Source organism: Acidobacteriota bacterium, from assembly GCA_016715115.1.
In the GTDB taxonomy this organism is placed as follows: domain Bacteria; phylum Acidobacteriota; class Blastocatellia; order Pyrinomonadales; family Pyrinomonadaceae; genus JAFDVJ01.
The window spans coordinates 1,269,988-1,290,828 of record JADKBM010000004.1; the positions used below are offsets into that span (position 1 = coordinate 1,269,988).

Here is a 20,841-nt window from a genome sequence, read left to right on the forward strand (position 1 = left end):
GTACGCCGTCACGAAGATATACCATCCGACGGCGGTGATCGTCAGAATCAACCAGAAGTATCTCATTGCGCAATCCCTCCTTTAGGTTTCAGAAGCGAGAAAACGACCATTCCAAGTGCCGAGCAGACATATGCCGCGATGCCGGAATAATACGGTCCGATCTGTTTCGCAAACGCGGCCGTCGCGGGCAGTTTTTCGAGAATCAGGAACGATGCCGGAATCGCGGCCGCGACGATGATCGATGCCGTCGCGCCCCAGCTGTTCGCGCGTTTCCAGTAGCAGCTCGCGATCAGCAGAACCGAGATCGAGGCGAGATAGATCGTTCCAGTTATGCCGAGATACGCCCAGAGATCGCCTTCGAGCGGATATAGGAGACCCCAGAAAAGCAGAAATACCCCGATCAGCGCGACGATCGTGCGGTTCACGAAAAGTCCTTTCTTTTCCGACCAAGGCGTCTTGCGAAACGGCGCCAGGATGTCGTTGTAAATGACGCTTCCCCAGGTCAGCATATAGCTCGAATCGGTCGACATATCGGCCGCGAGCATCGCCGCGATGCAAAGCCCCATCAGACCGACCGGAACAAACGTCGAAAGAAACATCGGCATCGCGTCGAGCGTGTTTGTAACTTTTCCGAGCGTCGCCAGTGCCGCGATTCCCCAGATCGCGGGAATCAGGAAGCGGCAGACAAAGAAGAACGCCGTGCGGACGTAGATCGATTGTCCGGTCCTCGAATCCTTTGCCGCCAGTACGCGGGCGATCGTCGTTTGCCACGTCAGGACGGCGGCCGTATTGAGAAGTATCTGAAATACGACGTACGACCAGCCGAGGTCGGGATGCACGAACGGATTGAACCCGCCGGCGCCGTAATTGGATTCGACGGTCGTCGCGATCTTTTCCCATCCGATATTAACGAGGATCAGGAGCGTAACCGCGATCAAACCGGCGCTCATAACGACGAACTGCAGGAAATCGGTGACAAGCACTGAGAGCATTCCGCCGAGGATCGTATAGGCCGCAACGCCGATCAGCAGCGTCGCCATTATCATTTCGAGGTATCCGAAACTGAATCCGAAAATTTTCTGAGGTTCGATGAAGGAATCGGCGCTGAGTCCGACGATACGCGTCAGAAACTGCCCGCCGACGCGCAGGAAAACGCCCATATTGAGCAATCCGCCGAGGACGATCACGACGCCGGCCGCCCAACGGACGCGCGGTCCGAATTGTTTTTCGATCAGCTCTGGGATCGTGATCACGCCGGAGTCGCGGAGCGGTTTGATGCAGAATCCGGTGTAGCCGATGACGAGCATCGCCACGGCCATCGAGATGCCCGGCGTGACGCCGGCGAAACCGTATTTGTAACCGGCTTCCGCGGTGTACATACAGGTTACGATCCCGAATTCGGTCGCGGCGAGCGACGCGATTCCGAGATAGACGTTCATCTCGCGTCCGGCGACGAGAAAATCGTCGACTTTGCCGACGAATTTGCGGACATAGATTCCGGCGGCCATCGTTATCAACAAATAGACACCGATGATGCTTCCGTCCAAAAGCCAGCTAAAGTTGGTCATTCAGTTTTACGAGTAACAGATGGAGTTTGAAAAACTTGTTCTCAAAATATATTGATGAATCGGTTTTCTGTCCAATTGGGATATCAATTGGACCAAACGTCGTTTTCTCGCCGGCGTTCTAACGAATCGCGTCAGGATCAATAGCGAGGTGACCCGCAGGGCAAGGTGTGCCGAGAAGTCCATTTCGGCAAACGGGATCACGCGTTGGAATCGAGCGGACTTTCCCGGCAATTTCTTCTGCAAAACTGCTGGTGATAGAACAAAGGGAACATTCTCCGTCGAGCACCTTCGCCCGCTTCGTGGTTTCATGAAACGCCATCGAACTTGATTCCGAAGTTCGCAGGACGCACTGACAATCGCCTTTTCATTCCGAAAACAAGTCTTTTGAGCGAGGCGAAAGCCGGGTCCTTGCGATCACAACGGACTCTGCGCGAAGAACCCGGCAACACTCCAACTGAATAATCCTCACCCTCGTGTCAAGTAAGTCGAAGAGATGGTTCCGACGAATCGGAATCGCCGCCACGGACGATCAATTGACTTTTTCAGACACCGCCCCTCAATTGCTCGGATCAAGCGTGATCACGAGTGTTACGGAGGCTCTCTCAGCGTCCCGGGGCAGATTCGGATAGACCCGGTAGGTGCCGGCGGGCAGTCTGACTCCCATCGCATCGCCCGCGGAATCGAAAGTCATTCTTCTGGTTCCTTCGATCCAGAAACCGGCGCGCCCACCTTCAACGGAGTCGATTTCTCCGGCGCGGCGCAGGGTCACCGGATTGCTTTCGAGTTTGGCATCGCGCCCCGGTACGCCGCGAATCTGTGAGCCGCGAAGCACGACTTGTTCTTGGGCGACCCAGGCACGGGCGGCGTCGGAAAGAACGGCCGAAGAAGCGGTGAGAACCGTCAAAAGGAACAGAAAACCGGTTAGTTTAAGTATTCCATTCATCACTGTAACCTCACTAATGAACTCACGCATCAGAAATAGCGTGGCTACTATATTATACAGCAAGATATAAGAAACAATAATGAAGCGTGGCCGGGCGTTTTGACGATGCGGCTCTGAGGTGAGGTACTGTTGCAGTTCCAATTGGCGCAATTGTATGGACGCGTGGCCCTTAGCCTTCGAATAAAGGAGACTGTTGCGCCGAAACCGAATTTCGTTGATCCGGAATACCCGGAAGACGAATCCGAGCCGGAAAATGGTGGCTTTTTTCGTGACTTCGCGTGTGACGGTTCCGGGCGTTACGCGGGAAGAAGCAGTCCGCGTCTGGAAGGCTTCTGGACCCGAGCGCCGAATGAGGACGACGGGTCCGGGGAAACAAGATCCGCCGGCGCGGTTGTTATCAAACTCCGAATTGCTTCAGATGATGGTCGATGTGTTTGGCACCCATTATTCCCCATTCGGTGCGGTTCATAGCGCCGAACTTGAAATGTCTTCCGAATTCGTAGTCAGTCGGCGTCGCGGCGAGCCGCTCCATAAGTGCGATCAGCGTCTCCCGGTCCGATTCAAAATCGGTCGGCCTCGTTCCGTCTCCATTGACCTGATCGGCGCGCTTCGACGTCGGCACATCCTTCGGAATCGGAATTACATACAGTACAAGCGGCTTCAGAAGATTTCGACTGATGAACGAACTCTGATCGGTAATCGCTCCGAGTTCGCCAAGAGTACCTCGCAGGGCGTCGGCGCAATGGCAGAGCATTTGGTTGACGTTCATCTTGCCCCAATTTCCTTTGGAATCGGGACCTAAGGCGTTGATCCTGGCGATCAGTTCAGCCCGGTCTTTATCGTTATGCAGGTTCATATTGAAATCACTCCAAGAATTCAGGTTCCACGGATGCTGCGGCTAACGCTGCAAGATCTCAAAGCCGGCGAGGCCGTTGCCGTTCGCCGAAAACAGATATCCGATCGTCTCATCCGTCACGAATCGAGCGTCCGGATCGGATGCGAGCACGAACCGCTCGTCTCGTCCCGTATGAATGTTTACTCCGACGAGGCCTTTGCGGTCAAACGGCTCGGGAAGATCGGTGTAATAGTACATATAATTTCCCCGAAGATCGGCGAGACGCTTGCGGCGCAAAAGCAAATCCGACAGTTTTTCGATCCGCCGTACCGGATCGATGCGATCGAGAAAGCTCTCTTGAATCTCTGCTCGCGAAGGCGTGATTTGACTAAGTATTGAAGCACGCCTGATTTGAAGTCCTGAAACGCGGTTCGCGAGATTCGCGGTTCGCGCCGCGATCCCGAAAACGGTCAAACGGTTCGACACGTAGTTGCCCGCCGCGTTCGCGGCAAGCGTCGTCAGATCGAACGAGCCGAAGCGTGTCTTGAGTCCAGACCATCGCAAATTCAGTATGGAACGGACCGTTCCGGCGCCGCGCCACATATTCAGCGCAGTGCTTCCGAGCCCTCCATAGCGAAAGTAAACGGCCGCCGCTCGAAGCGCGATGCCCGCGACGATTCGGAAAACGCCGCGCGCCGGAGCTTTGTGCTTCACACGCCAAAGCGCGAGATCTTGGCCATTTGATCCTGCAAACCCGAGCCGCGTGAACGAGGTCGGTTCGGACCTGGATAACGAGCTGCGGACATCAAAACGCGGCGACGGCACGGGAAACGCCGCGATCTCGACGCGTCCGCCAACGACTGCGCTGCCGGTTTCGTTGATCAAGACAAATTGCGCCTTTTCGATCTTATGTTCTGTTGACGAGAGTTTCTTTCCGGTGCGCGCTTCGATTGCGACAAGATCGTCGCGGTCGGCGAACAGGATCGTTTGCGCGTTCGGGAAAACGAAATTCGTCATTCCCTTGTCCGCGCCCTTGTAACGCCACTGGGTTTTCCCGGAACCGACGTCGATCGCCGATACCCCGAACGGGCCTTTTCCCTCGATCTCGCCGTCCTTGAGTCTCGTAAACTGACCGCCGGTGCGCACGAAAAGCGAGTTGCCGACAAGCGCCATTTCGGCGGCGATCCCGAGATCTTTCGCCTCCCACTCGATCTTCAGAGATTTTCGGTCGATCGCGCGGATCTTGCCGCGGCCTGAAACGTAAAGGAACCGATCGTCAATAACCGCGTCCGATTCGGTCAACGCGAGTCCGCCTTCATTGACCTTGAATTCCTCGCGAAACGCCTGTTCGCCGGACCTCGCATCGTATGCGGTGACGCCTTCGTAAAAGACAAAAACGCGGCCGTCGAGGATCAGCGGCGGGCGAAAGTTGTCCAGCGTGAACGGCACTTCGCCGTCGGAATCGAACCGCGAAGGCATCATTTCGACGTCCGAATCGAGTTGCCTGCGCCACAACTCGTCACCGTCGGAAAGCTTGAGCGCGTGGATCACCGGCGAGCGTTTGATCTCGCCGCCGATCTTGCCTTTCGCCTTTTTGACGAGTATCACAGCGAGCAGATCGCTGTCCGGATCGACAGCGATCTGCATAACGTCGCCTTTGACCTTTTCGGATCGCCAAATACGTTCTCCCGACAGCAGATCGATCGCCTCGACGCGAGATTTGTCGCCTTCATCGGTCGAGATCAAGACCAGATCCGTCGAAGGAATCGGCGTGATCGATGTTTCGTCGAGCCCCTTGTGCTTGCGGCGCCAAAGGCGCTCGCCGGTGTCCGAATCGAAGGCGTAGAGCGAATTGTCGCTTGCCGCAAGCAGGATCCCGAAATCGGTTGTTTGATAGAAGCGAACCTTGGAATCAAGATTGGCTTGCCAGACCTGAGCGCTGACGGCCGCGGGTACGATCAGCAAACAAAAAATCAGAAAAACTCGCATGATTCACCTGTCTTTTAAGGGGGTTTCTCTAAGATTAGCACACATCGATTTCGGAATTGTGATTGGGGATTTCGGATTTCTATTCGAATCTGATACCTCGACTTCGTTCAATACGCGTTATGTGCAGGAATCGAATTTCAATCGTAGGGAGAAAAAATCAATGGAATCAGTTACCCCCGCAATTCAGCAGATGCCGCCGGAGGCGCAAATGATGCATCTGGCGATGGGATTCATCGTGTCGCAGGTGCTGGCGGTGTCGGCAAGATTGAAGATCGCCGACCGGATCGCGAATGGCGGCAAGACCGCGGGCGAACTTGCCGCGGAAACGGAGACGTACGAGCCGTCGCTTTACCGTTTGTTGAGGGCGCTCGCGAGCCTCGGCGTTTTGCACAGAAGCGACGACGGCCGGTTTGTGAACACGGCGCTCGGCGATGTTCTTCGCACGGATCATCCGAAGTCGATGCAGGGCGCGCTACATATGATGGGCGATCCGGAGCATTGGAATTCGCACGGGAATATGCAGCAGTCGGTCAAAACCGGCGAGGTCGGATTCGACTTTACATTCGGAATGCCGGTTTTTCCGTATTTCGCGCAGAATCCGGCTGCCGCCGCGATTTTTGACCGTTCGATGACGAGTTTCAGCTCGGCAGTCGCCGACGCCGTGTCGTCAGCTTACGATTTCGGCGGCGCGAAGACGATTGCGGACATCGCCGGCGGACACGGTATCCTGCTCGCGAAGATTCTGCAGCGGAATCCGCAAGCGAAAGGAATTTTGTTTGAGCAGCCGCAGGTGATCGACGGCAACATCCTCGCGAGGGAGGGCGTTGCGGATCGGACCACACTTGTTCCAGGCAATTTCTTTAACGAGATTCCGGTCGTCGCCGATGTCTATTTGATGAAGTTCATCATTCACGACTGGAACGACGAGCAATCGATCAAGATCCTGAACAATCTCGCAAGATCGGCGCCGAAAGGGTCGAAACTGCTCCTCGTCGAAACACTTGTCGAAGAGGACGATAACCAACCTTCATTGAGCAAGGTTATGGATCTCAATATGCTCGTGATGACGGGCGGGTCGGAGCGAAAGGCATCCGAGTATTCGGCGTTGTTTGAGAAAACCGGATTTCGTTTCGAACGGGTTTACACGACCGATCCGCTCCAAATCATCGAAGCGGTCCGTGTCTGAGTCTGATCGGAGCTTCGGTCTTCAACCAACGGCAATGCCGATCGCATTGCCGTTGTTCTTTTTGTCACAGATCCTTCGCTTACGGTGTTCTCTTCACAGCAAATACATTCATTCAATTCGGAGGAATTCATATGTCACATTCATTCAAGGCTACTTTCATACTGTTCATTCTTACGTTCGTCCTGGCCGTTCCGGGCGTTTTGGCGCAGGAAAAGGACGGATTCAAATACAAAACGTATAATCGCGAATTTTGCTCCAACAGCTGGTCGAACGGCGACAAGGCCGGAGCAAAAGAACTTCGCGAAATGACGCTCGGCGCGGGCTCTCTGTCGGTTGACGGCAAGCGGAACGGCGGAATTGCAGTTCGCGGAATGGATCGCTCCGACATACTGGTGCGCGCTTGCGTGCAGTCGTGGGCGGAAACCCAAGCTGAGGCCGACGCTGTCGTCAAGAATGTTCGCGTCGAGACAGGCGGCAGCGTTCGAGCCGAATCCGCATCCGACGAAAAGAACTTTTCGGTTTCCTACGAGATTTTAGTTCCGCGCAATACGAACCTGAAACTGACGACGATGAACGGCGGAATCACTCTCGTCGATGTCGAAGGCAACATCGAGTTCGAAGCCAGAAACGGCGGAATCACGCTTTCGAATCTCGCCGGTGATGTTCGCGGGCGCACCGCGAACGGCGGAATCAGCGTCAAGCTCGACGGCAACCGTTGGAAAGGAACGGGGCTTAATGTCGAAACGACCAATGGCGGGGTCAGTCTTTGGATGGACGAAAACTACACCGCGAAGGTCGAAACCGGAACCGTGAACGGCGGATTTTCGAGCGAGATTCCCGGACTCAAAATCAACAGGGACGAGAGCGACCGGGATAACTGGAGCAAGAAAAGGATCACCGCGGATCTGAACGGCGGCGGCGCACCTGTCCGCGTTGTGACTACCAACGGCGGCGTATCGATCAAAGCGTCGAAGGAGTGAAAGCGTTAACGCGTTCCTTGTAAGAGATTCCCGTTGAATATCACATACACCGGGCGGGTCGTCAGAATCTCGCGCGGTTCGATCGTCAGTAGATCTTTTGAATGCACGACGAGGTCGGCGAGTTTCCCGGCTTCGATCGTGCCTTTCTCTTTTTCCGCAAACTCGGCATAGGCAGACTCGTACGTGTGGCAACGGATCGCCTCTGCCATCGAGAGCCGTTCCTGCGGCTGCCATCCGCCTTCGGGCTTGCCGTTTTCTTCCTGTCGTGCAACGGCGGCGAAAAGCGTCCGGTACGGATCGGTCGATTCGACCGGAAAGTCCGTCCCGAACGCGACGTGAACGCCGTACGACCGCATCAGATGCCACGAGTATGCGCCCAATACGCGGTACTCACCGAGGCGCGAGTCGGCCCAGCGTTGGTCGGTGATAGCGTGTGACGGTTGCATCGAAGCGATTATCCCGAGTTCGGCGAATCGTTTGAAATCCGACGGCGCGACGACTTGCGAATGCTCGATACGATGCCGGGTCGGCAGAACATCGGGGCTCATCGTGAACCATCTTCTCGAAGTCCTGCTTGCCTGATCGTCCAGGAAAACGATATCTCCTACGGTTTCGACCCGTCGGCCGTTCGCTTGAAAAGCAGCATCGAAGCCGTCAAGCGCCATCCGGTTCGCCCGGTCACCGATCGCGTGAAGCGCGATCTGCCAGCCCTGCTTGTCGCGCTCAATGATCATTCGATTCAAATCTTCCGCCGATTTCCGCGGAATTCCCGAATTCGCCGGATCGTCGCTGAAAGGCGCGAGCATCGAGGCTGTCTTCGATCCAAGCGTTCCATCGACATAACCCTTCAGCGCGCCTAGCTTCAATCGGTTGGGATCGTCTTTGAACCCCGCAAACTCCGCCCGCTGCCGTTTCAGCTCAACAATCGAATCCTCAAAATTCTGCCATTCGGAAACGCGAACGGTCAGTTTTCCTTGTTTCAGAAACTCTCGATAAAGCTTCGTTGTCTCATATCCCGAATTGTCCTGGACCGAAGTGATCCCATAACCGCGCGCCATCTGAAGCGCGAGTTCAAGTCCCTTGGTCTGCTGCTCCAAAGTCGGCTGCGGAATCAAACGCGAAACCAAACCCTGCGCCGTTTCCTTGAGGATTCCGGTAGCCTCGCCCGACGCGTCGCGTTCGATCTCGCCGCCGTCGGGCGATTTCGTCGAACCGCCGATTCCGGCGAGTTCGATCGCCTTCGTGTTGACCCAGCCGACGTGTCCGTCGACGCGCACCAGGAAAACGGGATTGTTCGGCGCAACGAGGTCGAGATCCTTCCGCGTCGGAAATTTGCCGTCCCAAAGCGTATGGTCCCAGCCGCGGCCGATGATCCACTCGCCGGGTTTCGTTTCCTTTGCCTTCGCCGCGACCATCGCCTTGGCGTCCGCGAGCGTTTTGACTCCGACGAGATTCACGTTCAGAAGCGCGACCGCGCCTCGCAGAAAATGCACGTGCGCGTCGTTGAATCCGGGCGTCACGAGTCGGCCCTGCAAATTCAACTCCTTCGCCGCGCGATACTTCGAGCGCAGTTCCTTTGAAGTCCCGACGGCCACGATCCGCTCACCGTCGATGACCACCGCTTCGGCGATCGAGAAATCCTCGTCGGCGGTAAAGACCTTGCCGTTATAGAGCAAAAGGCTGGCAGAAGTCTGCGCCGACGCGACCGCGCCGGTTGGAAGAACGAACACAAAAAGGAGGTATGAAACCAACGCTCTTTTGAACATAAAGATTCTCACTTCGGAATAGTTGATAATTGAAAGCTGATAATTGCCGAAACTCCGCAACAGTTTATCAGCTTTCGGCTTTAGAACTGAGAACGGAGAAATGAGAACTGAGAACGGAGAAATGAGAGGTGAGAAATGAGAACTGGGAACGGGGAACTGAGAAGTGAAAAGTGAGAACTGAGAACGGGGAACTGAGAAGTGAGAAGTGAAAAGTGAGAACTGAAAACTTGGGGAGAAGATCTGAGTTTTCACTTCTCACTTTTCACCTCTCACTTCTCACTTCTCATTTCTCACTTCTCCGTTCCCATTTCTCATTTCATTCCCGTTACGTCTAAAATGCGCATATGAAACGAATCTACATTACCGCGGCGCTCGTTGCTCTGCTTTCGGTCGGTCTGTTTGCTCAGATTCCTGTTCCGACTTTGGTACAGATCTCCAAGGCGGAGGACGAACTGCGGTTCGACCAGACGCTCGAGACGTTGCTGCAGAATCGGAATCCGAAAATTCGTGAACGCGCCGCCCTGGCGGCCGGACGAATCGGCAACGACACCGCGGTTCCGATGCTCGCGGGATTGATCAACTCGGACGAGAGTGACGCAGTTCGGGTGATGGCAATGTTCGCGATCGGTGAGGTCGAATCGATCAAAGGCGCGGACGTTGTTTTGAGCGTGCTTTCAAATACGCGAGCAGACGGTGCAATTCGTGCGCGAGCGATCGAAGCCGCCGGTAAGATCGGTGCTGCGAACTCGAAGCACGAACGTTCGAAGGAACTTTCAAAGGCCATCGTCGAGGCGCTTGAATTCGAAAGCGGGCGCCGTTCGATGCCGAACCGCGACACGATCGTACTTGGTCTGACCGCCGTGCTTCGAACGCGCCCCGATGGCGGCGATGCCGCGGCCGCGAGGTTTCTCGGATATTCAGACGAACGGGTTCGGTCGGACGCGGCAAACACTCTGACGCGAATTCGGGCGAAGAACGCCAATAGAGAACTCCGCTCAATGCTCAAATCGGACACGTACGCGATCGCGCGCGCCAACGCGGCCAGGGCGCTCGGGGCCGCCGAGGATAAAGACTCGCTCTCCGATCTTCTGGCCGCCGCGATTAGCGATTCGGATTCGCGCGTCCGTGTTTCGGCGATCCGTTCGGTCGCCGCGCTCAAAGATGGGTCGGCTCGCGAAAAGTTGATCGAACGCGGCAATGCCCTGCTGGTCGAACATAAACGCTCGAAGTTCGCGAATCCGGCCGAGAAGAACGAACTGCTTGAGATCGCAACGGCGTTGGGCCGCCTGGCCCAGAATACGAACGACGAAAAGACCGTCGGATTCTTGAGTGAACTCCGAAAAGCGGACAAGTTCGTTTCGCCCGAAACCGAGATCGCGCTTGCGCGTGTCGCGCCGGACTTCTATGTCGACGAACTGACCGACGAACAGTCAAGCTTCAGCAATGACTGGCGCGCTTCGTCGTCGGCGTTTCAGGCGTTGGGCGAGATCGCGGTGCTTCCGAAGAATGACGTCAACGATCCGATCAAGCTGAAGGTCAAGTTGCTTCTGATTCAAAAGATCGGAGCCTGGCTCGAGTCCGACGTAAAGTTAAGGAAACAGTATGTAATGGCTTTTCCGGATCTGTTGCGCGCCTTCGCGGCATTCAAATCGGAAAGCACGTCGAACATCATCCGGCCTCTGCTCGAAGCCGAACCGGACGAAGTTGTGCGGGCGACCGTTGCTGAAATCCTGGCTGAACAAAAACCGTCGAAAGAGAATCTGGAAGCTCTCGGCAAAGCGTTCACCGATTCGCTCTTGCGGGACAAATTCTCGAACGACGCGACGATCGCGATAATGGACGCGCTTTTTAAGATCGACAAGGCCGAGGCGTCGGGTTGGCTGTTGACCGCCCTCAGTTCATCGGATTATCTGGTGCGCAAAAAGGCGTTCCAGCTTTTGAGCGACGAAGAACTGCAGAAATCAAAGCCTGGAATTCCGACGATTGTGGAATACGCAATCGCAAGAAAAAGGAACTTGGTATCGTCGTTTTCATCCGGTTCAAAACTCGGCATCATTCGGAATACAAACGCCGACTATGCGCGCGCTGTATCACGAAAAAACGGAACCGTTACCGCAGTCTTCGCGACTGAAAAGGGGAGATTTACGATAGCGCTGATGCCGGAGGACGCTCCGCTCACGGTCGACAATTTCATCCGGCTGGCGCGCGCGAACTACTTCAACGGTCTCGCGGTCCATCGCGTCGTGCCGAACTTCGTAATGCAGGACGGCGACAACCGCGGCGACGGCAATGGCGGTCCGGGATGGTCGATCCGCTGCGAGGTCAACACGCTGCCGTACGAACGCGGCGCGGTCGGGATGGCGCTTTCGGGCAAGGACACCGGCGGCTCGCAATGGTTCGTGACACATAGCCCGCAGCCGCATCTCGACGGCGGCTACACGGTTTTCGGGCGCGTTCCCGAATCGGATATGAAGGTCGTTGATTCGATTGTCCGCGGGGATAAGATCCTGAGCGTGAAGATCATCGGGAGATAAGTCCGGAGCCCCGCGTTTACTCGGTCGAGCGCAAACGCGCGACTCCAAACGCATCAAAATGGACAGATTTCTCGACACCGGAACGAAACTCTATGACTTCTACGAGGAGTTTCTCGTCGTTTGTCCGAAATGCGCGTCGCTGGGAAAGGTCCTGATCGACGAGGACGATTTCGCGAAACTCTCGAAAAGGAAGATCGAACAGAACCGCAACAAGTTTTTCGGACCGCGGAAGTTCGTTTGCACGAAATGCCTTCATCGCGAAAAATGGAGCGGCAGCCAGATCAAAGTCGGGAGCAACTGCGACTGGTATTTCGGACTCCAATTGTGGCTCGAGATCGAGTGTTGCGGAGACAGGATCTGGGCGTATAATTTCGAGCACCTGCAGTTGATCGAACAATACGTCGCCGCAAAACTGCGCGAGCGAACAAACAAAGGGAGAAATTCGTTTTTCAGTAAACTGCCGCAGTGGATAAAATCGGCAAAGAACCGCGACGAAATACTAAAGGCGATTCGCCGGCTCAGGGAAAGAAACGATGGAAGTTATTGAAGAAGTTGAATTTGTCGAACGCCGCGAAGTTCTGCTGGTGTCGCGCGATGAACGCAAGAAAGTCGAACTTGAGGAGGGTCTCGAGAATCTCTCGCGCTATCTAGACGGGATGTTTCGGGTTCCCGGGACCGGTTGGCGGTTCGGTTTGGACGCGCTGATCGGGTTGATTCCGAACGCGGGCGACTCGCTGACGGCGCTGATGTCGTTTTACATTTTGATCGCCGGCGCGCGCTACGGCGTGCCGAAGATCACGCTCGTCCGAATGGCGTTCAACATCGGGCTCGACTATGTGGTCGGAATGATCCCGTTCTTCGGCGACGCGTTCGACTTTTTCTGGAAATCGAACAAGCGAAATATGGACCTCATCCGCGAACGGGCGACGGGACACAATGTAGGAACCGGCGGCGATTATTTGTTTGTTTTTGGTATGATCGTACTGCTGATCGCGATACTGATCGGTTCGATTCTGGTTAGTCTCTATCTCATCGCTTTGGTCGTGGCAACGCTGTGGGGCATCACCGGCCTTTAGTCTGCCGCCATCAATTATCAATTTTCAATTACCAAGTATTCCATTTGTTCGCGTGCAAAGGGACTGGAATCATATGAAAAACAACACAAGTCGTCGCGAGTTCTTGAAGATCTCAACAGTTGCCGCAGCCGGGCTGGCGCTCGCCGGGCCGGTCGCCGGACAAATCCGAAAGAAGAAATCGTGCGTTATCATCGGCGCCGGATTTGCCGGACTTGCTTCGGCGTTGAAGCTCAAAAATGCGGGTTGGACGGTCACGATCCTCGAAGCGCGAAACCGCATCGGCGGGCGTGTTATGTCGCACCGGATGCCCGAAAATCCGAATCTTATCTGTGAGCTCGGCGCGGAATGGGTCGGCGAAAGCCATGAACACATAAAGGCACTTTGCAAAGACTTCGGGATTCCGCTTCAAAAGCACCAATTCGACGATTTCTTGTTGCGGGACGGACGAGTTTTCAAGCCCGGCGAGTGGGCGTTTTCGGAGGCGGCGCGCAAGGCGTTTGACGGTGCGATCAAGGGTTATCAAACGCTGACCGAGGTGCGCAAACGGGCAATCGACCAACTTGATTGGTGGACCTACCTTGAGAAGATCGGGTTCAGCGGTGACGACTTGAGATTGCGCGACCTGATGGACAGTACGGATTTCGGCGAATCGATCAGGCAGGTTTCGGCATTCGGTGCGCTTGCCGAATATGCCGAGTCGAGCCCGAAAAATGAAATGGATTACAAGATGACGGGCGGGAACTCACGGCTCGTCGAAGAGTTTGCGAAACGGATCGGCCTCGAAAACATCCGAACCGGAACGCCGGTCAGCGAAGTCACCCAAAGAGCCGGAATCGTTTCCGTTAAAACCGCGACCGAAACATTCCGGGCCGACGCGGTGATCTGCACGGTTCCGACGCATTCACTGCTGAAGATCCGGTTCGTTCCCGGTATGCCGGCGGTCCAAAGCCAGGCCGCCGAGCGCCTCAACTATGCCCGTATATCGAAAAACTCGGTGCTTTATCGCGAGCGGTTCTGGAAAGACGAAAATTTCTCAATGGTCACGGATATGTCGTCGCATTATTATTTTCACAGCACGCAAAGCCAACCGGGAACAGATGGGATTCTGACCGCCTACGCAATAGGGGAAAAGGCCGATGTTCTGGCCTCGCAGTCCGATGATCGAAGAATGCGTGTCATCACGCGCGATCTGGCTGAATTCAACGCCTCGGCGCCATCCTACGCGAGAGCGCTAGCGTCGTACCATTGGCAGCGCGACGAATTCACCGACGGGGCGTACGCACTTTACCGACCGGGACAATGGTTCGGACTCCGGCCGATTCTCCAGCGACCGCATGGAAAAGTGCTCTTCGCCGGAGAACATCTTGCAGATTGGCAAGGTTTTATGGAAGGCGCGATCGAAACCGGCGAATCCGCAGCCGCGAGCCTGATCGGCTAACTAACCGAACTCGATCGGTCACTTTATCCGCGTCGCGCCGTTCGCGACCGGGTCCTCGGAGTTGACCGCCAGCACGCACTTGATCAGCTGGTTCAGCTCCTCAGTCTTCATCACGTACGAACCGTCGGCGTTCTTCGCACGGATCATCGTGTACGGATCGTCGAGGACGGTTCGCGCCCCCAGATGTCCGAACTGCGACGGCGCGGCCTTCGCGAGCCGTTCGAACGACTTCCGCAGCGGGTCGACGAAATCTTCGTCGAGTTTCTTCGCCGTCAGTCCCTTCGATTCGATGTGGTCGCTCGGATCTTCCGGAAGCGGGGCTCCCTTCGCGGTCCTGACCGCCTGCGCCTTGCCGAGCATCTCAATGCCGGAGTTCAGTCGCTCCAGCTCCTTTTTCAGTTCTTCGTTCATTTTGCTCCTCTCACAGATTATTCATTGGTTGGACTCTCCGACGAGATTCAACACGATCCGCCGCCGTTCGACCAATCCAAAATCCCAAATCCAAAATCCAAAATCGGTTGGCCTTCAGCCCGGCTTTCGCGATTTCGAGATCTCCGTTTGCTTCGTCGAGCCGCGTCCGCAGATCGGCCTCACGCGTTTCCGCATCGGCCAATTGCTTGCGCATCTCTTCCGTTTGATCGGCCTCGGGTATCTGCGGCGTTGCGGCGACCGCGGAATCCTCCGGCAGAATTTCGATCGATTTGGCGAGTTCGATGATCCGCTCGCCGGCCGCGCGGAGATGTTTCCGCGCGTCGTCGTCGGTCGCGCTTTCGATCGCGTCGGCGACGGCTTTCAGAGACTTTTCGAGTTCGAGGGCGTTGCTGAGCATCTCATCGTCGGTTTCGATTTCCAGTTCCGCGTTTGCGATATCGTTCCAGAACATGAACGAGGTGATCGCGGCCGCCTTGAACTCGTCGAGAGCCTCGGCCCAGAGGGCGAGGATCTCCGTGAAATCGGTCTGCCCGAGCGCCTGAAGGTTCCAGACCTGATAGCTGAGCTGCCACAGGACTTCCCACAGGATGTCGTAGAGTTCCCAGAGCGTTGGTTCCTGGGCAAGGATGTCGTTGAACATTCCCTTGACGACGACCGGTTGGAGCGTCACCGCTTCGCCATTCGCGAGCGCTTCGCGGATCGCGCGGCCCTTTTCCATGGCGGCGACGGTCAGCGGGAACGCGACCGACAACTGACGCGGCTCGGCGCCGGCGTTTTCTTTCGACATAACTTCTTCCTCTTCTGTGTTGGATTCAGGGACCGCGCGGGATGCGCGTTTTTCGGCAAGCCCACACATTTGGGATTGCGGATTTTGGATTTTGGATTTGCTCAACCCGTAGGTGTCATTATGCGTGAGAAAATGACCCCCTAGCATGCGTTTGTTTTTGACCCCCCTGGACGGCATTTTTGATAACTTTCGTGAAACGGAGGTTATCGGGAATGCTTGGAATGGAGGAATGGATGGAGGTCAAAGACTTGAAAAGGCAGGGGCATTCGATAAAGCAGATCTGCCGGATGACGGGATATTCGCGGAACACGGTCCGCAAGGTACTGCGCGAGGGTTCGCCGAAGCGCGCGGCGGAAGCGAAACGGGGTTCCAAACTGGACGCGTACAAGGATTATCTGAAGAAGCGGTACGAGGAGACGGGCCTCAGCGCGGTTCGGCTGACGGGCGAGATCCGGGGAATGGGGTTCGCGGGATCGTGGGACATCGTGAGGCGGTACTTGCGGGAACTGGACATCGGGGCGAAGGTATCGGCGAAGGCGACGGTGAGGTTCGAGACGCCGCCCGGCAAACAGGCGCAGGCTGACTGGGCGGAGATCGGGTCGTACATCGACGAAAAGGGGAGCCGGAGAAAGATCTACGCGTTCGTGATGTTGCTGGGTTTTTCGCGGACGATGTACGTCGAGTACACGCGGCGGATGCGGATGCCGGAGCTGATCGGGTGCCTTGAGAGGGCGTTCGCCTACTTCGGCGGCTGGCCGGAGACGATCCTCTTCGACAACATGGCGCAGGTGCGCCTTCCGTGCGGGAAACTGAACCCGCAGATGGCCGACTTTCTGAATCACTACGGGATCGCGCCGAGGACGCACCGCCCGTACCGGCCGCGGACGAAGGGCAAGGTCGAACGCGCGGTCGGGTATCTGAAGGACAACTTCATCAAGGGGCGGGAGTTTGCCGACCTTGCGGATCTTCAGGCACAGGGCGCGGCGTGGCTGGAAGAGGCGAACGGACGGAAACACGGGACGACCGGAAAGCGGCCCTTCGACCTGCTGCGGGAGGAAGGTCTGACGCCGTACGGGTCGGCGCCGCGGTACCGGCCGTCGGTCTGGAAGAAGCGGACGGTAAGCGTCGACGGGTACGTCTCGATCGGGGGCGTGAAGTACTCGGTGCCGCCGGAAGCGGTCGGCCGCAAGGTCGTGGTCGAGCAGGGAGAACGCCGGGTGACGGTGCGCACGGGCGAGACGGTCATCGCCGAACACCCGCGGTCGCTCAAATCCGGCGAAAGCGTGGCGGATCCGGCGCATGTCGCGGCGATGTGGAAACTGACGGTTGAAACGCGTGAGGCGCCGCCGAAGAGATCGGGACGGGTTCTGTTCGAGACGGTCGCGGCGGCGTCGCTCGTCGCCTACGAGGAGGTGATCGGCTGATGAAGGTCTACGAAGATATGGCATCGTCCGCGCTCGGCGAACTTGATCTCAAGACCGCCGCGGTCAATCTTGACACGATCGCCCAGCGGGCGGCCGCCGAGGACTGGAGTTACACGGAGTTCCTCGGGCGGCTGCTCGAAGGCGAGATCAGGCACCGGCAGGAGATGCGCGTCGCGCTGAGCCTGCAGTTCGCGCGCTTTCCGTACCCGAAGAGGCTTGGCGAATTCGATTTCAAGGCGCAGCCCGGCGTTGACCGGAGGCTCATTGACGAACTGGCGACGGGGCGCTTTCTGGCCGAAGGGCGGAACATCGTCTTTCTCGGGCCGCCCGGAGTGGGCAAGACGCATCTCGCGATCGGGCTCGGGGTGATGACGGCGGAACTCGGGCACCGCGTCTATTTCACGACCGCCGTCGACATCGCGCGCAAACTCGTGCGGGCGATGCACGAGAACCGGCTCTCGCGCGAGATCAAGAACCTGACGCGCCCGAAACTGCTGATCATCGACGAGGTCGGCTACCTGAAGCTCGAACCTCCCGAGGCGAGCCTGTTGTTTCAGGTCATCTCGAGAGATACGAACGCAAGGGAGCGGTCATCCTGACGAGCAACAAGGCCTTCGCGGCCTGGGGCGAGGTCTTCGCCGGAGACGCGGTGATGGCGAGCGCGGCTCTCGACCGGCTGCTCCACCGCTCGACGGTGATCAACATCCGGGGCGAAAGCTACCGGCTCAAGGAAAAGCGGGCCGCCGGCTTTATCGGGAGTTGGAAGAGTTGTCGGCAATTGCCGCCAACTCTTCCACAACTCCGGACAACAATGACTAAAGGGGGGGTCAAAAACTAACGCCTGTAAAGGGGTCAAAAATTAACGCTGATTGACAGTAGGAGTTACGCGTTCACGCGTGACGTCCCGATAAGTTATCGAACACATGTCGCTTCCTGCGAACGTTTTGATCACGGCCAATCCAAAATCCAAAATCCAAAATCCAAAATGCGTTGTCCTTCTCGAAGGCCTTCAGTACCGAGTCCGAAAGGAACTTGAATTTGATCTCGGATTCGTCGGTTTTGTGGTCTTTATGCAAAATGCTCATCGGGATTCGACTCCGATGAGCATCGTATTTGACTGCGGCTATTTAATGTTTTCTTTGGTTAATGAGGATCCAAGACCTCGTCTTCATAGCTTTTAAGCTGTCAAAACGAAGACTGCCTCGGAATCCCATGTATAGCCTTTTCAAACGTCTTTCATTTATTCGAGATTATCTCTCACAATCAGTCGGAGCCCGGCTGATATGCACGCCGAAGCTTCAGTTGCCATAATTGACCCGGGAATTCGGCTTATTTTCACCTGGTTCTCGTATCTCTGTCGGTCAATCGAATTAACAAGCTTGTCAAGCACCCACCAGCAGTGGACATTGCGACAGGAGTGCCAAAATGCACTTGCAGCGCAGTCATATAACCATACTCACAAGATCCACGTTGACACGCAACAATGTCCGCCAAAAGCAACACGAATACGAGCGTTGCGAACATAACGATGGATAGTACCAAACCCAAAACAACTGTTTGAACATTACTCATATTTCACCTCGGCACTCTCATTCGTGATTGACTTCGCACCACGTATGCCACATAACAGTCTCCGAGCGCCTGTCGGTACCCTTCGTACCAGTCTGCCCAATCGGAAGCCACCGGATTGTTGCGTCGGATTCGTTTATACTCTGTCCAAAAGTCTTCTTTTTCGCGAGTAACATCGACACCACTGTTATCGCTTTCGGCCCAAATTGCAACCGCCCCGCCAATCAGCCCACCTGCAATTGCGCCTAACACCGCTCCTTCTGGTCCGCCAAGTGAACCCACCAAAGCACCGGCCCGGCCTGCCTTATAAGCAGCATAAGCTGCGATGCCAGCGGTGACGAATACAGAAACGGCGACGTGTTTCGTTTTGCGCCAGAAGTCTTTGCCCGCTTGATTGCTTTACTAAGATCTTCAACTGCCTCACCAAGCGCAGTTAGAAACGCCTTCATTTCTTCCTCAGTTGGCTTATCAGGTTCCGAACGGGACCAAGTCTTTTGGGCCAGCGAAACACACTGTTCGAACTTCGGATCACCACCGCCCCTCCTTCCCCAACATGGCCGCCATTGCGAACTCGAGAAACTCCAAAGAATATCCACCACCAACTTGCGAAAGTAGAAGCCCATGTGTGGACTTCCATCCTGAAAATCGGAGCTTCCTCGTCAAGTCCGCTCGGATCGACGAAATTCGTCGGTTGGCTTTCGACATACGAATACCGGTTCCAGCTTTGCGGATTGCCGACCGAGGCCGAACCGTTGTAGGGGTCGGGCGATGTCCAGCGGCCGGCGCGGTTTTCGTTCTTGCGAACCACGTGTGGTTGAGGCCTGTCGCCGGGTCGTTGTTCAAATCACGCCGCGTTGTACGATCCAGATGAAGACGGCCAAGATCGCCACAACGCCGATCCATTTCCAAAAGTCACGTTTCCGACGAGACGCTCTGCCGCCGTAACCGAAGAAAGGAGACGCCAGAATCATGCAATTATTATCCAAGCTGTATGGGATCGTCGCACTTCTGCTCCGGAAACATAGACGAGAAAAAAACATCGCTATGCCAAAGACAAATGGGATCAACAACAAATCACTGAGCCGAAAAGAGTTCATATTCTGCCTCGATATCCCGATTCTGCCCGGCACGTCTCGATTGCAGCGCGCCTAGTCGCTCCGAAACTGTCGCGGTTGAATTTAGTCAAGTTCTACTTTCCAGTCCCAAAGTGCAACGGCACTTCCACCCAAAGCTCCTATTCCCGGACCGGCGGCGGAAAGTAATCCCAAACCTGCACCAAGACCAACCTTTACTTTCCACTTTCCAAAGTGCCGTCCATAAGGTTACTTAGCTGTCGCCTGACCTCCTTCATTTCACGCTCGAAACATTCGAGAAACTTCTTTTCTGTTCCCGCTCACGTAAAGCAAGCTTCCGTCCGAAGTTGCGAGCCGCCTCCCGATCCTTTTGAGCCTGACAGACTGTCGGCTCATGGAGGACACTCCATCTCCCTCCTCCGCCGCTTCCGGGATTGCCGGCGGTATCGAACGTTCCTCCTCCCGGAACTCCGCCACCAAATACGAAGCAAACGGTCTCGGTATGAGCGTACGTATGTCCTGGTTGATTGTCATAACCTCCGTAGGTCACAATGTCAAAACAGACATAAAACTCAACCCGCTCGGATCAACGAGGTTCGTCGGCTGGTTTTCGACATACGAATACCGGTTCCAGCTTTGCGGATTGCCGACCGAGGCCGATCCGCGTGTATGGTCGGGCGATGTCCACGTCCGGCGCGGTTTTCGGTTTTGCGGAACCAGGTGTGGCTGATTCCTCCAGTCCTTCTCGGTCAGGCCGTAGCCCTGCCGGTTCGAGGCCGGAGCAGCCATAGCCTTGGGTTCCGGGTTCTGAGTCCGATGCCTGATTCGATCTCCTCGCTGAACGCCTGATGATCGGTTCTCGATTTCACAAACCTGCCGGCGTTGACACCTTCGCGCGGACTGAAGCCTGCCAGTCCTGCAGATAGAACCTGACGCCGCCTCGTCTTGCGGAACAGTCCTGCCGTATTCGGCGACGAGGCTCTCTGAACGCGTCATAGATCACGAATTGCCAAACATCATCGACCTTTCTCACACGGTTCCCGAGCGCGTCAGAAACCGAAACCGGATCAATTCCGATGGTTGATGCCAAGTCTTCTGGACTCTTCAGTAGCGCGGAGTTGACGTACTTCTCACAATCCAGGCACCTCCGAAAAGTGCCCAAAGCGAGAAGTAAGCCGGCGCGCTATTATAGCATCCGAATATGCTCCGGATAGCTTCAGTGCCGGACCATTACCAAAGAA

Annotated in this window: 17 protein-coding genes and 1 pseudogene; 8 read left to right on the plus strand and 10 right to left on the minus strand. The window is 56.0% G+C overall.

The annotated features are described in order from the left end of the window. Positions 1–62 precede the first annotated feature (62 nt). The 4 genes from IPN69_07830 to IPN69_07845 all read right to left on the minus strand — a co-directional run bounded on the left by IPN69_07830 (position 63) and on the right by IPN69_07845 (position 5,335). Entirely contained in the window at positions 63–1,568 is a 1,506-nt protein-coding gene (locus tag IPN69_07830; protein MBK8810630.1) for a sodium:solute symporter family protein, read from the minus strand. Positions 1,569–2,124: 556 nt separating this feature from the next. Then, a complete protein-coding gene (locus IPN69_07835) occupies positions 2,125–2,652 on the minus strand; it encodes a hypothetical protein (protein ID MBK8810631.1) in 528 nt (175 codons plus the stop codon). 256 nt (positions 2,653–2,908) lie between these two features. After that, positions 2,909–3,367, minus strand: a complete 459-nt coding sequence (locus IPN69_07840) for a DinB family protein (protein MBK8810632.1) — start codon at positions 3,365–3,367, stop codon at positions 2,909–2,911. Positions 3,368–3,409: 42 nt separating this feature from the next. Then, positions 3,410–5,335, minus strand: coding sequence for a PQQ-binding-like beta-propeller repeat protein (locus IPN69_07845; GenBank protein MBK8810633.1), 1,926 nt, complete (start codon positions 5,333–5,335; stop codon positions 3,410–3,412). 160 nt (positions 5,336–5,495) lie between these two features. On the opposite strand from IPN69_07845, the gene IPN69_07850 reads away from it, so the two are divergent. Next, positions 5,496–6,521 carry a methyltransferase gene (locus tag IPN69_07850; protein ID MBK8810634.1) on the plus strand — a complete coding sequence of 342 codons (1,026 nt, stop codon included), beginning with the start codon at positions 5,496–5,498 and terminating at the stop codon, positions 6,519–6,521. 131 nt (positions 6,522–6,652) lie between these two features. Continuing rightward, positions 6,653–7,501: a hypothetical protein gene (locus IPN69_07855; GenBank protein ID MBK8810635.1), complete on the plus strand. Its 849-nt coding sequence runs from the start codon at positions 6,653–6,655 to the stop codon at positions 7,499–7,501. A 5-nt stretch (positions 7,502–7,506) separates the two neighbouring features. On the opposite strand, the gene IPN69_07860 is transcribed toward IPN69_07855, so the two are convergent. Beyond that, positions 7,507–9,267, minus strand: a complete 1,761-nt coding sequence (locus IPN69_07860; protein ID MBK8810636.1) for an amidohydrolase — start codon at positions 9,265–9,267, stop codon at positions 7,507–7,509. Between the two features lie 344 nt (positions 9,268–9,611). Here IPN69_07860 and IPN69_07865 point away from each other — a divergent pair, with 344 nt between their 5' ends. The 4 genes from IPN69_07865 to IPN69_07880 all read left to right on the plus strand — a co-directional run bounded on the left by IPN69_07865 (position 9,612) and on the right by IPN69_07880 (position 14,315). Then, positions 9,612–11,801 carry a peptidylprolyl isomerase gene (locus tag IPN69_07865; GenBank protein MBK8810637.1) on the plus strand — a complete coding sequence of 730 codons (2,190 nt, stop codon included), beginning with the start codon at positions 9,612–9,614 and terminating at the stop codon, positions 11,799–11,801. A 58-nt stretch (positions 11,802–11,859) separates the two neighbouring features. Continuing rightward, on the plus strand, positions 11,860–12,348 hold the full coding sequence (locus tag IPN69_07870; protein MBK8810638.1) for a hypothetical protein: 489 nt from the start codon (positions 11,860–11,862) through the stop codon (positions 12,346–12,348). Then, positions 12,335–12,877, plus strand: coding sequence for a DUF4112 domain-containing protein (locus IPN69_07875; protein ID MBK8810639.1), 543 nt, complete (start codon positions 12,335–12,337; stop codon positions 12,875–12,877). Before IPN69_07870 ends, IPN69_07875 begins: the two co-directional genes overlap by 14 nt. Before the next feature lie 73 nt (positions 12,878–12,950). Continuing rightward, entirely contained in the window at positions 12,951–14,315 is a 1,365-nt protein-coding gene (locus IPN69_07880) for an FAD-dependent oxidoreductase (protein ID MBK8810640.1), read from the plus strand. An 18-nt stretch (positions 14,316–14,333) separates the two neighbouring features. Here the strand turns inward: IPN69_07880 and IPN69_07885 are convergent, their stop codons facing one another. Beyond that, complete coding sequence (locus IPN69_07885) at positions 14,334–14,726, minus strand: hypothetical protein (GenBank protein MBK8810641.1); 393 nt, start codon at positions 14,724–14,726, stop codon at positions 14,334–14,336. Between the two features lie 10 nt (positions 14,727–14,736). Next, entirely contained in the window at positions 14,737–15,534 is a 798-nt protein-coding gene (locus IPN69_07890) for a hypothetical protein (protein MBK8810642.1), read from the minus strand. A 212-nt stretch (positions 15,535–15,746) separates the two neighbouring features. On the opposite strand from IPN69_07890, the gene IPN69_07895 reads away from it, so the two are divergent. Together IPN69_07895 and IPN69_07900 are read left to right on the plus strand one after the other, a co-directional pair. Beyond that, on the plus strand, positions 15,747–16,958 hold the full coding sequence (locus IPN69_07895; GenBank protein ID MBK8810643.1) for an IS21 family transposase: 1,212 nt from the start codon (positions 15,747–15,749) through the stop codon (positions 16,956–16,958). Beyond that, positions 16,958–17,796: pseudogene (locus IPN69_07900) on the plus strand (ATP-binding protein). Before IPN69_07895 ends, IPN69_07900 begins: the two are co-directional and overlap by 1 nt. 1,176 nt (positions 17,797–18,972) lie before the next feature. Here IPN69_07900 and IPN69_07905 read toward each other — a convergent pair. The 3 genes from IPN69_07905 to IPN69_07915 form a co-directional block, all read right to left on the minus strand. Next, positions 18,973–19,335 carry a hypothetical protein gene (locus IPN69_07905; protein MBK8810644.1) on the minus strand — a complete coding sequence of 121 codons (363 nt, stop codon included), beginning with the start codon at positions 19,333–19,335 and terminating at the stop codon, positions 18,973–18,975. A gap of 811 nt (positions 19,336–20,146) precedes the next feature. Beyond that, a complete protein-coding gene (locus tag IPN69_07910; GenBank protein MBK8810645.1) occupies positions 20,147–20,389 on the minus strand; it encodes a hypothetical protein in 243 nt (80 codons plus the stop codon). 76 nt (positions 20,390–20,465) lie between these two features. Next, positions 20,466–20,690 (minus strand): hypothetical protein, encoded by a 225-nt coding sequence (locus tag IPN69_07915; GenBank protein MBK8810646.1) that lies wholly within the window; start codon positions 20,688–20,690, stop codon positions 20,466–20,468. Positions 20,691–20,841: the final 151 nt, after the last annotated feature.

Coding starts and splice junctions, on each gene's coding strand:
- IPN69_07830 (MBK8810630.1), bottom strand. CDS start 1,568: ATGACCAACTTTAGCTGGCTTTTGGACGGAAGCATCATCGGTGTCTAT.
- IPN69_07840 (MBK8810632.1), bottom strand. CDS start 3,367: ATGAACCTGCATAACGATAAAGACCGGGCTGAACTGATCGCCAGGATC.
- IPN69_07845 (MBK8810633.1), bottom strand. CDS start 5,335: ATGCGAGTTTTTCTGATTTTTTGTTTGCTGATCGTACCCGCGGCCGTC.
- IPN69_07850 (MBK8810634.1), top strand. CDS start 5,496: ATGGAATCAGTTACCCCCGCAATTCAGCAGATGCCGCCGGAGGCGCAA.
- IPN69_07855 (MBK8810635.1), top strand. CDS start 6,653: ATGTCACATTCATTCAAGGCTACTTTCATACTGTTCATTCTTACGTTC.
- IPN69_07860 (MBK8810636.1), bottom strand. CDS start 9,267: ATGTTCAAAAGAGCGTTGGTTTCATACCTCCTTTTTGTGTTCGTTCTT.
- IPN69_07865 (MBK8810637.1), top strand. CDS start 9,612: ATGAAACGAATCTACATTACCGCGGCGCTCGTTGCTCTGCTTTCGGTC.
- IPN69_07870 (MBK8810638.1), top strand. CDS start 11,860: ATGGACAGATTTCTCGACACCGGAACGAAACTCTATGACTTCTACGAG.
- IPN69_07875 (MBK8810639.1), top strand. CDS start 12,335: ATGGAAGTTATTGAAGAAGTTGAATTTGTCGAACGCCGCGAAGTTCTG.
- IPN69_07880 (MBK8810640.1), top strand. CDS start 12,951: ATGAAAAACAACACAAGTCGTCGCGAGTTCTTGAAGATCTCAACAGTT.
- IPN69_07885 (MBK8810641.1), bottom strand. CDS start 14,726: ATGAACGAAGAACTGAAAAAGGAGCTGGAGCGACTGAACTCCGGCATT.
- IPN69_07890 (MBK8810642.1), bottom strand. CDS start 15,534: ATGTCGAAAGAAAACGCCGGCGCCGAGCCGCGTCAGTTGTCGGTCGCG.
- IPN69_07895 (MBK8810643.1), top strand. CDS start 15,747: ATGCTTGGAATGGAGGAATGGATGGAGGTCAAAGACTTGAAAAGGCAG.
- IPN69_07910 (MBK8810645.1), bottom strand. CDS start 20,389: ATGGCTGCTCCGGCCTCGAACCGGCAGGGCTACGGCCTGACCGAGAAG.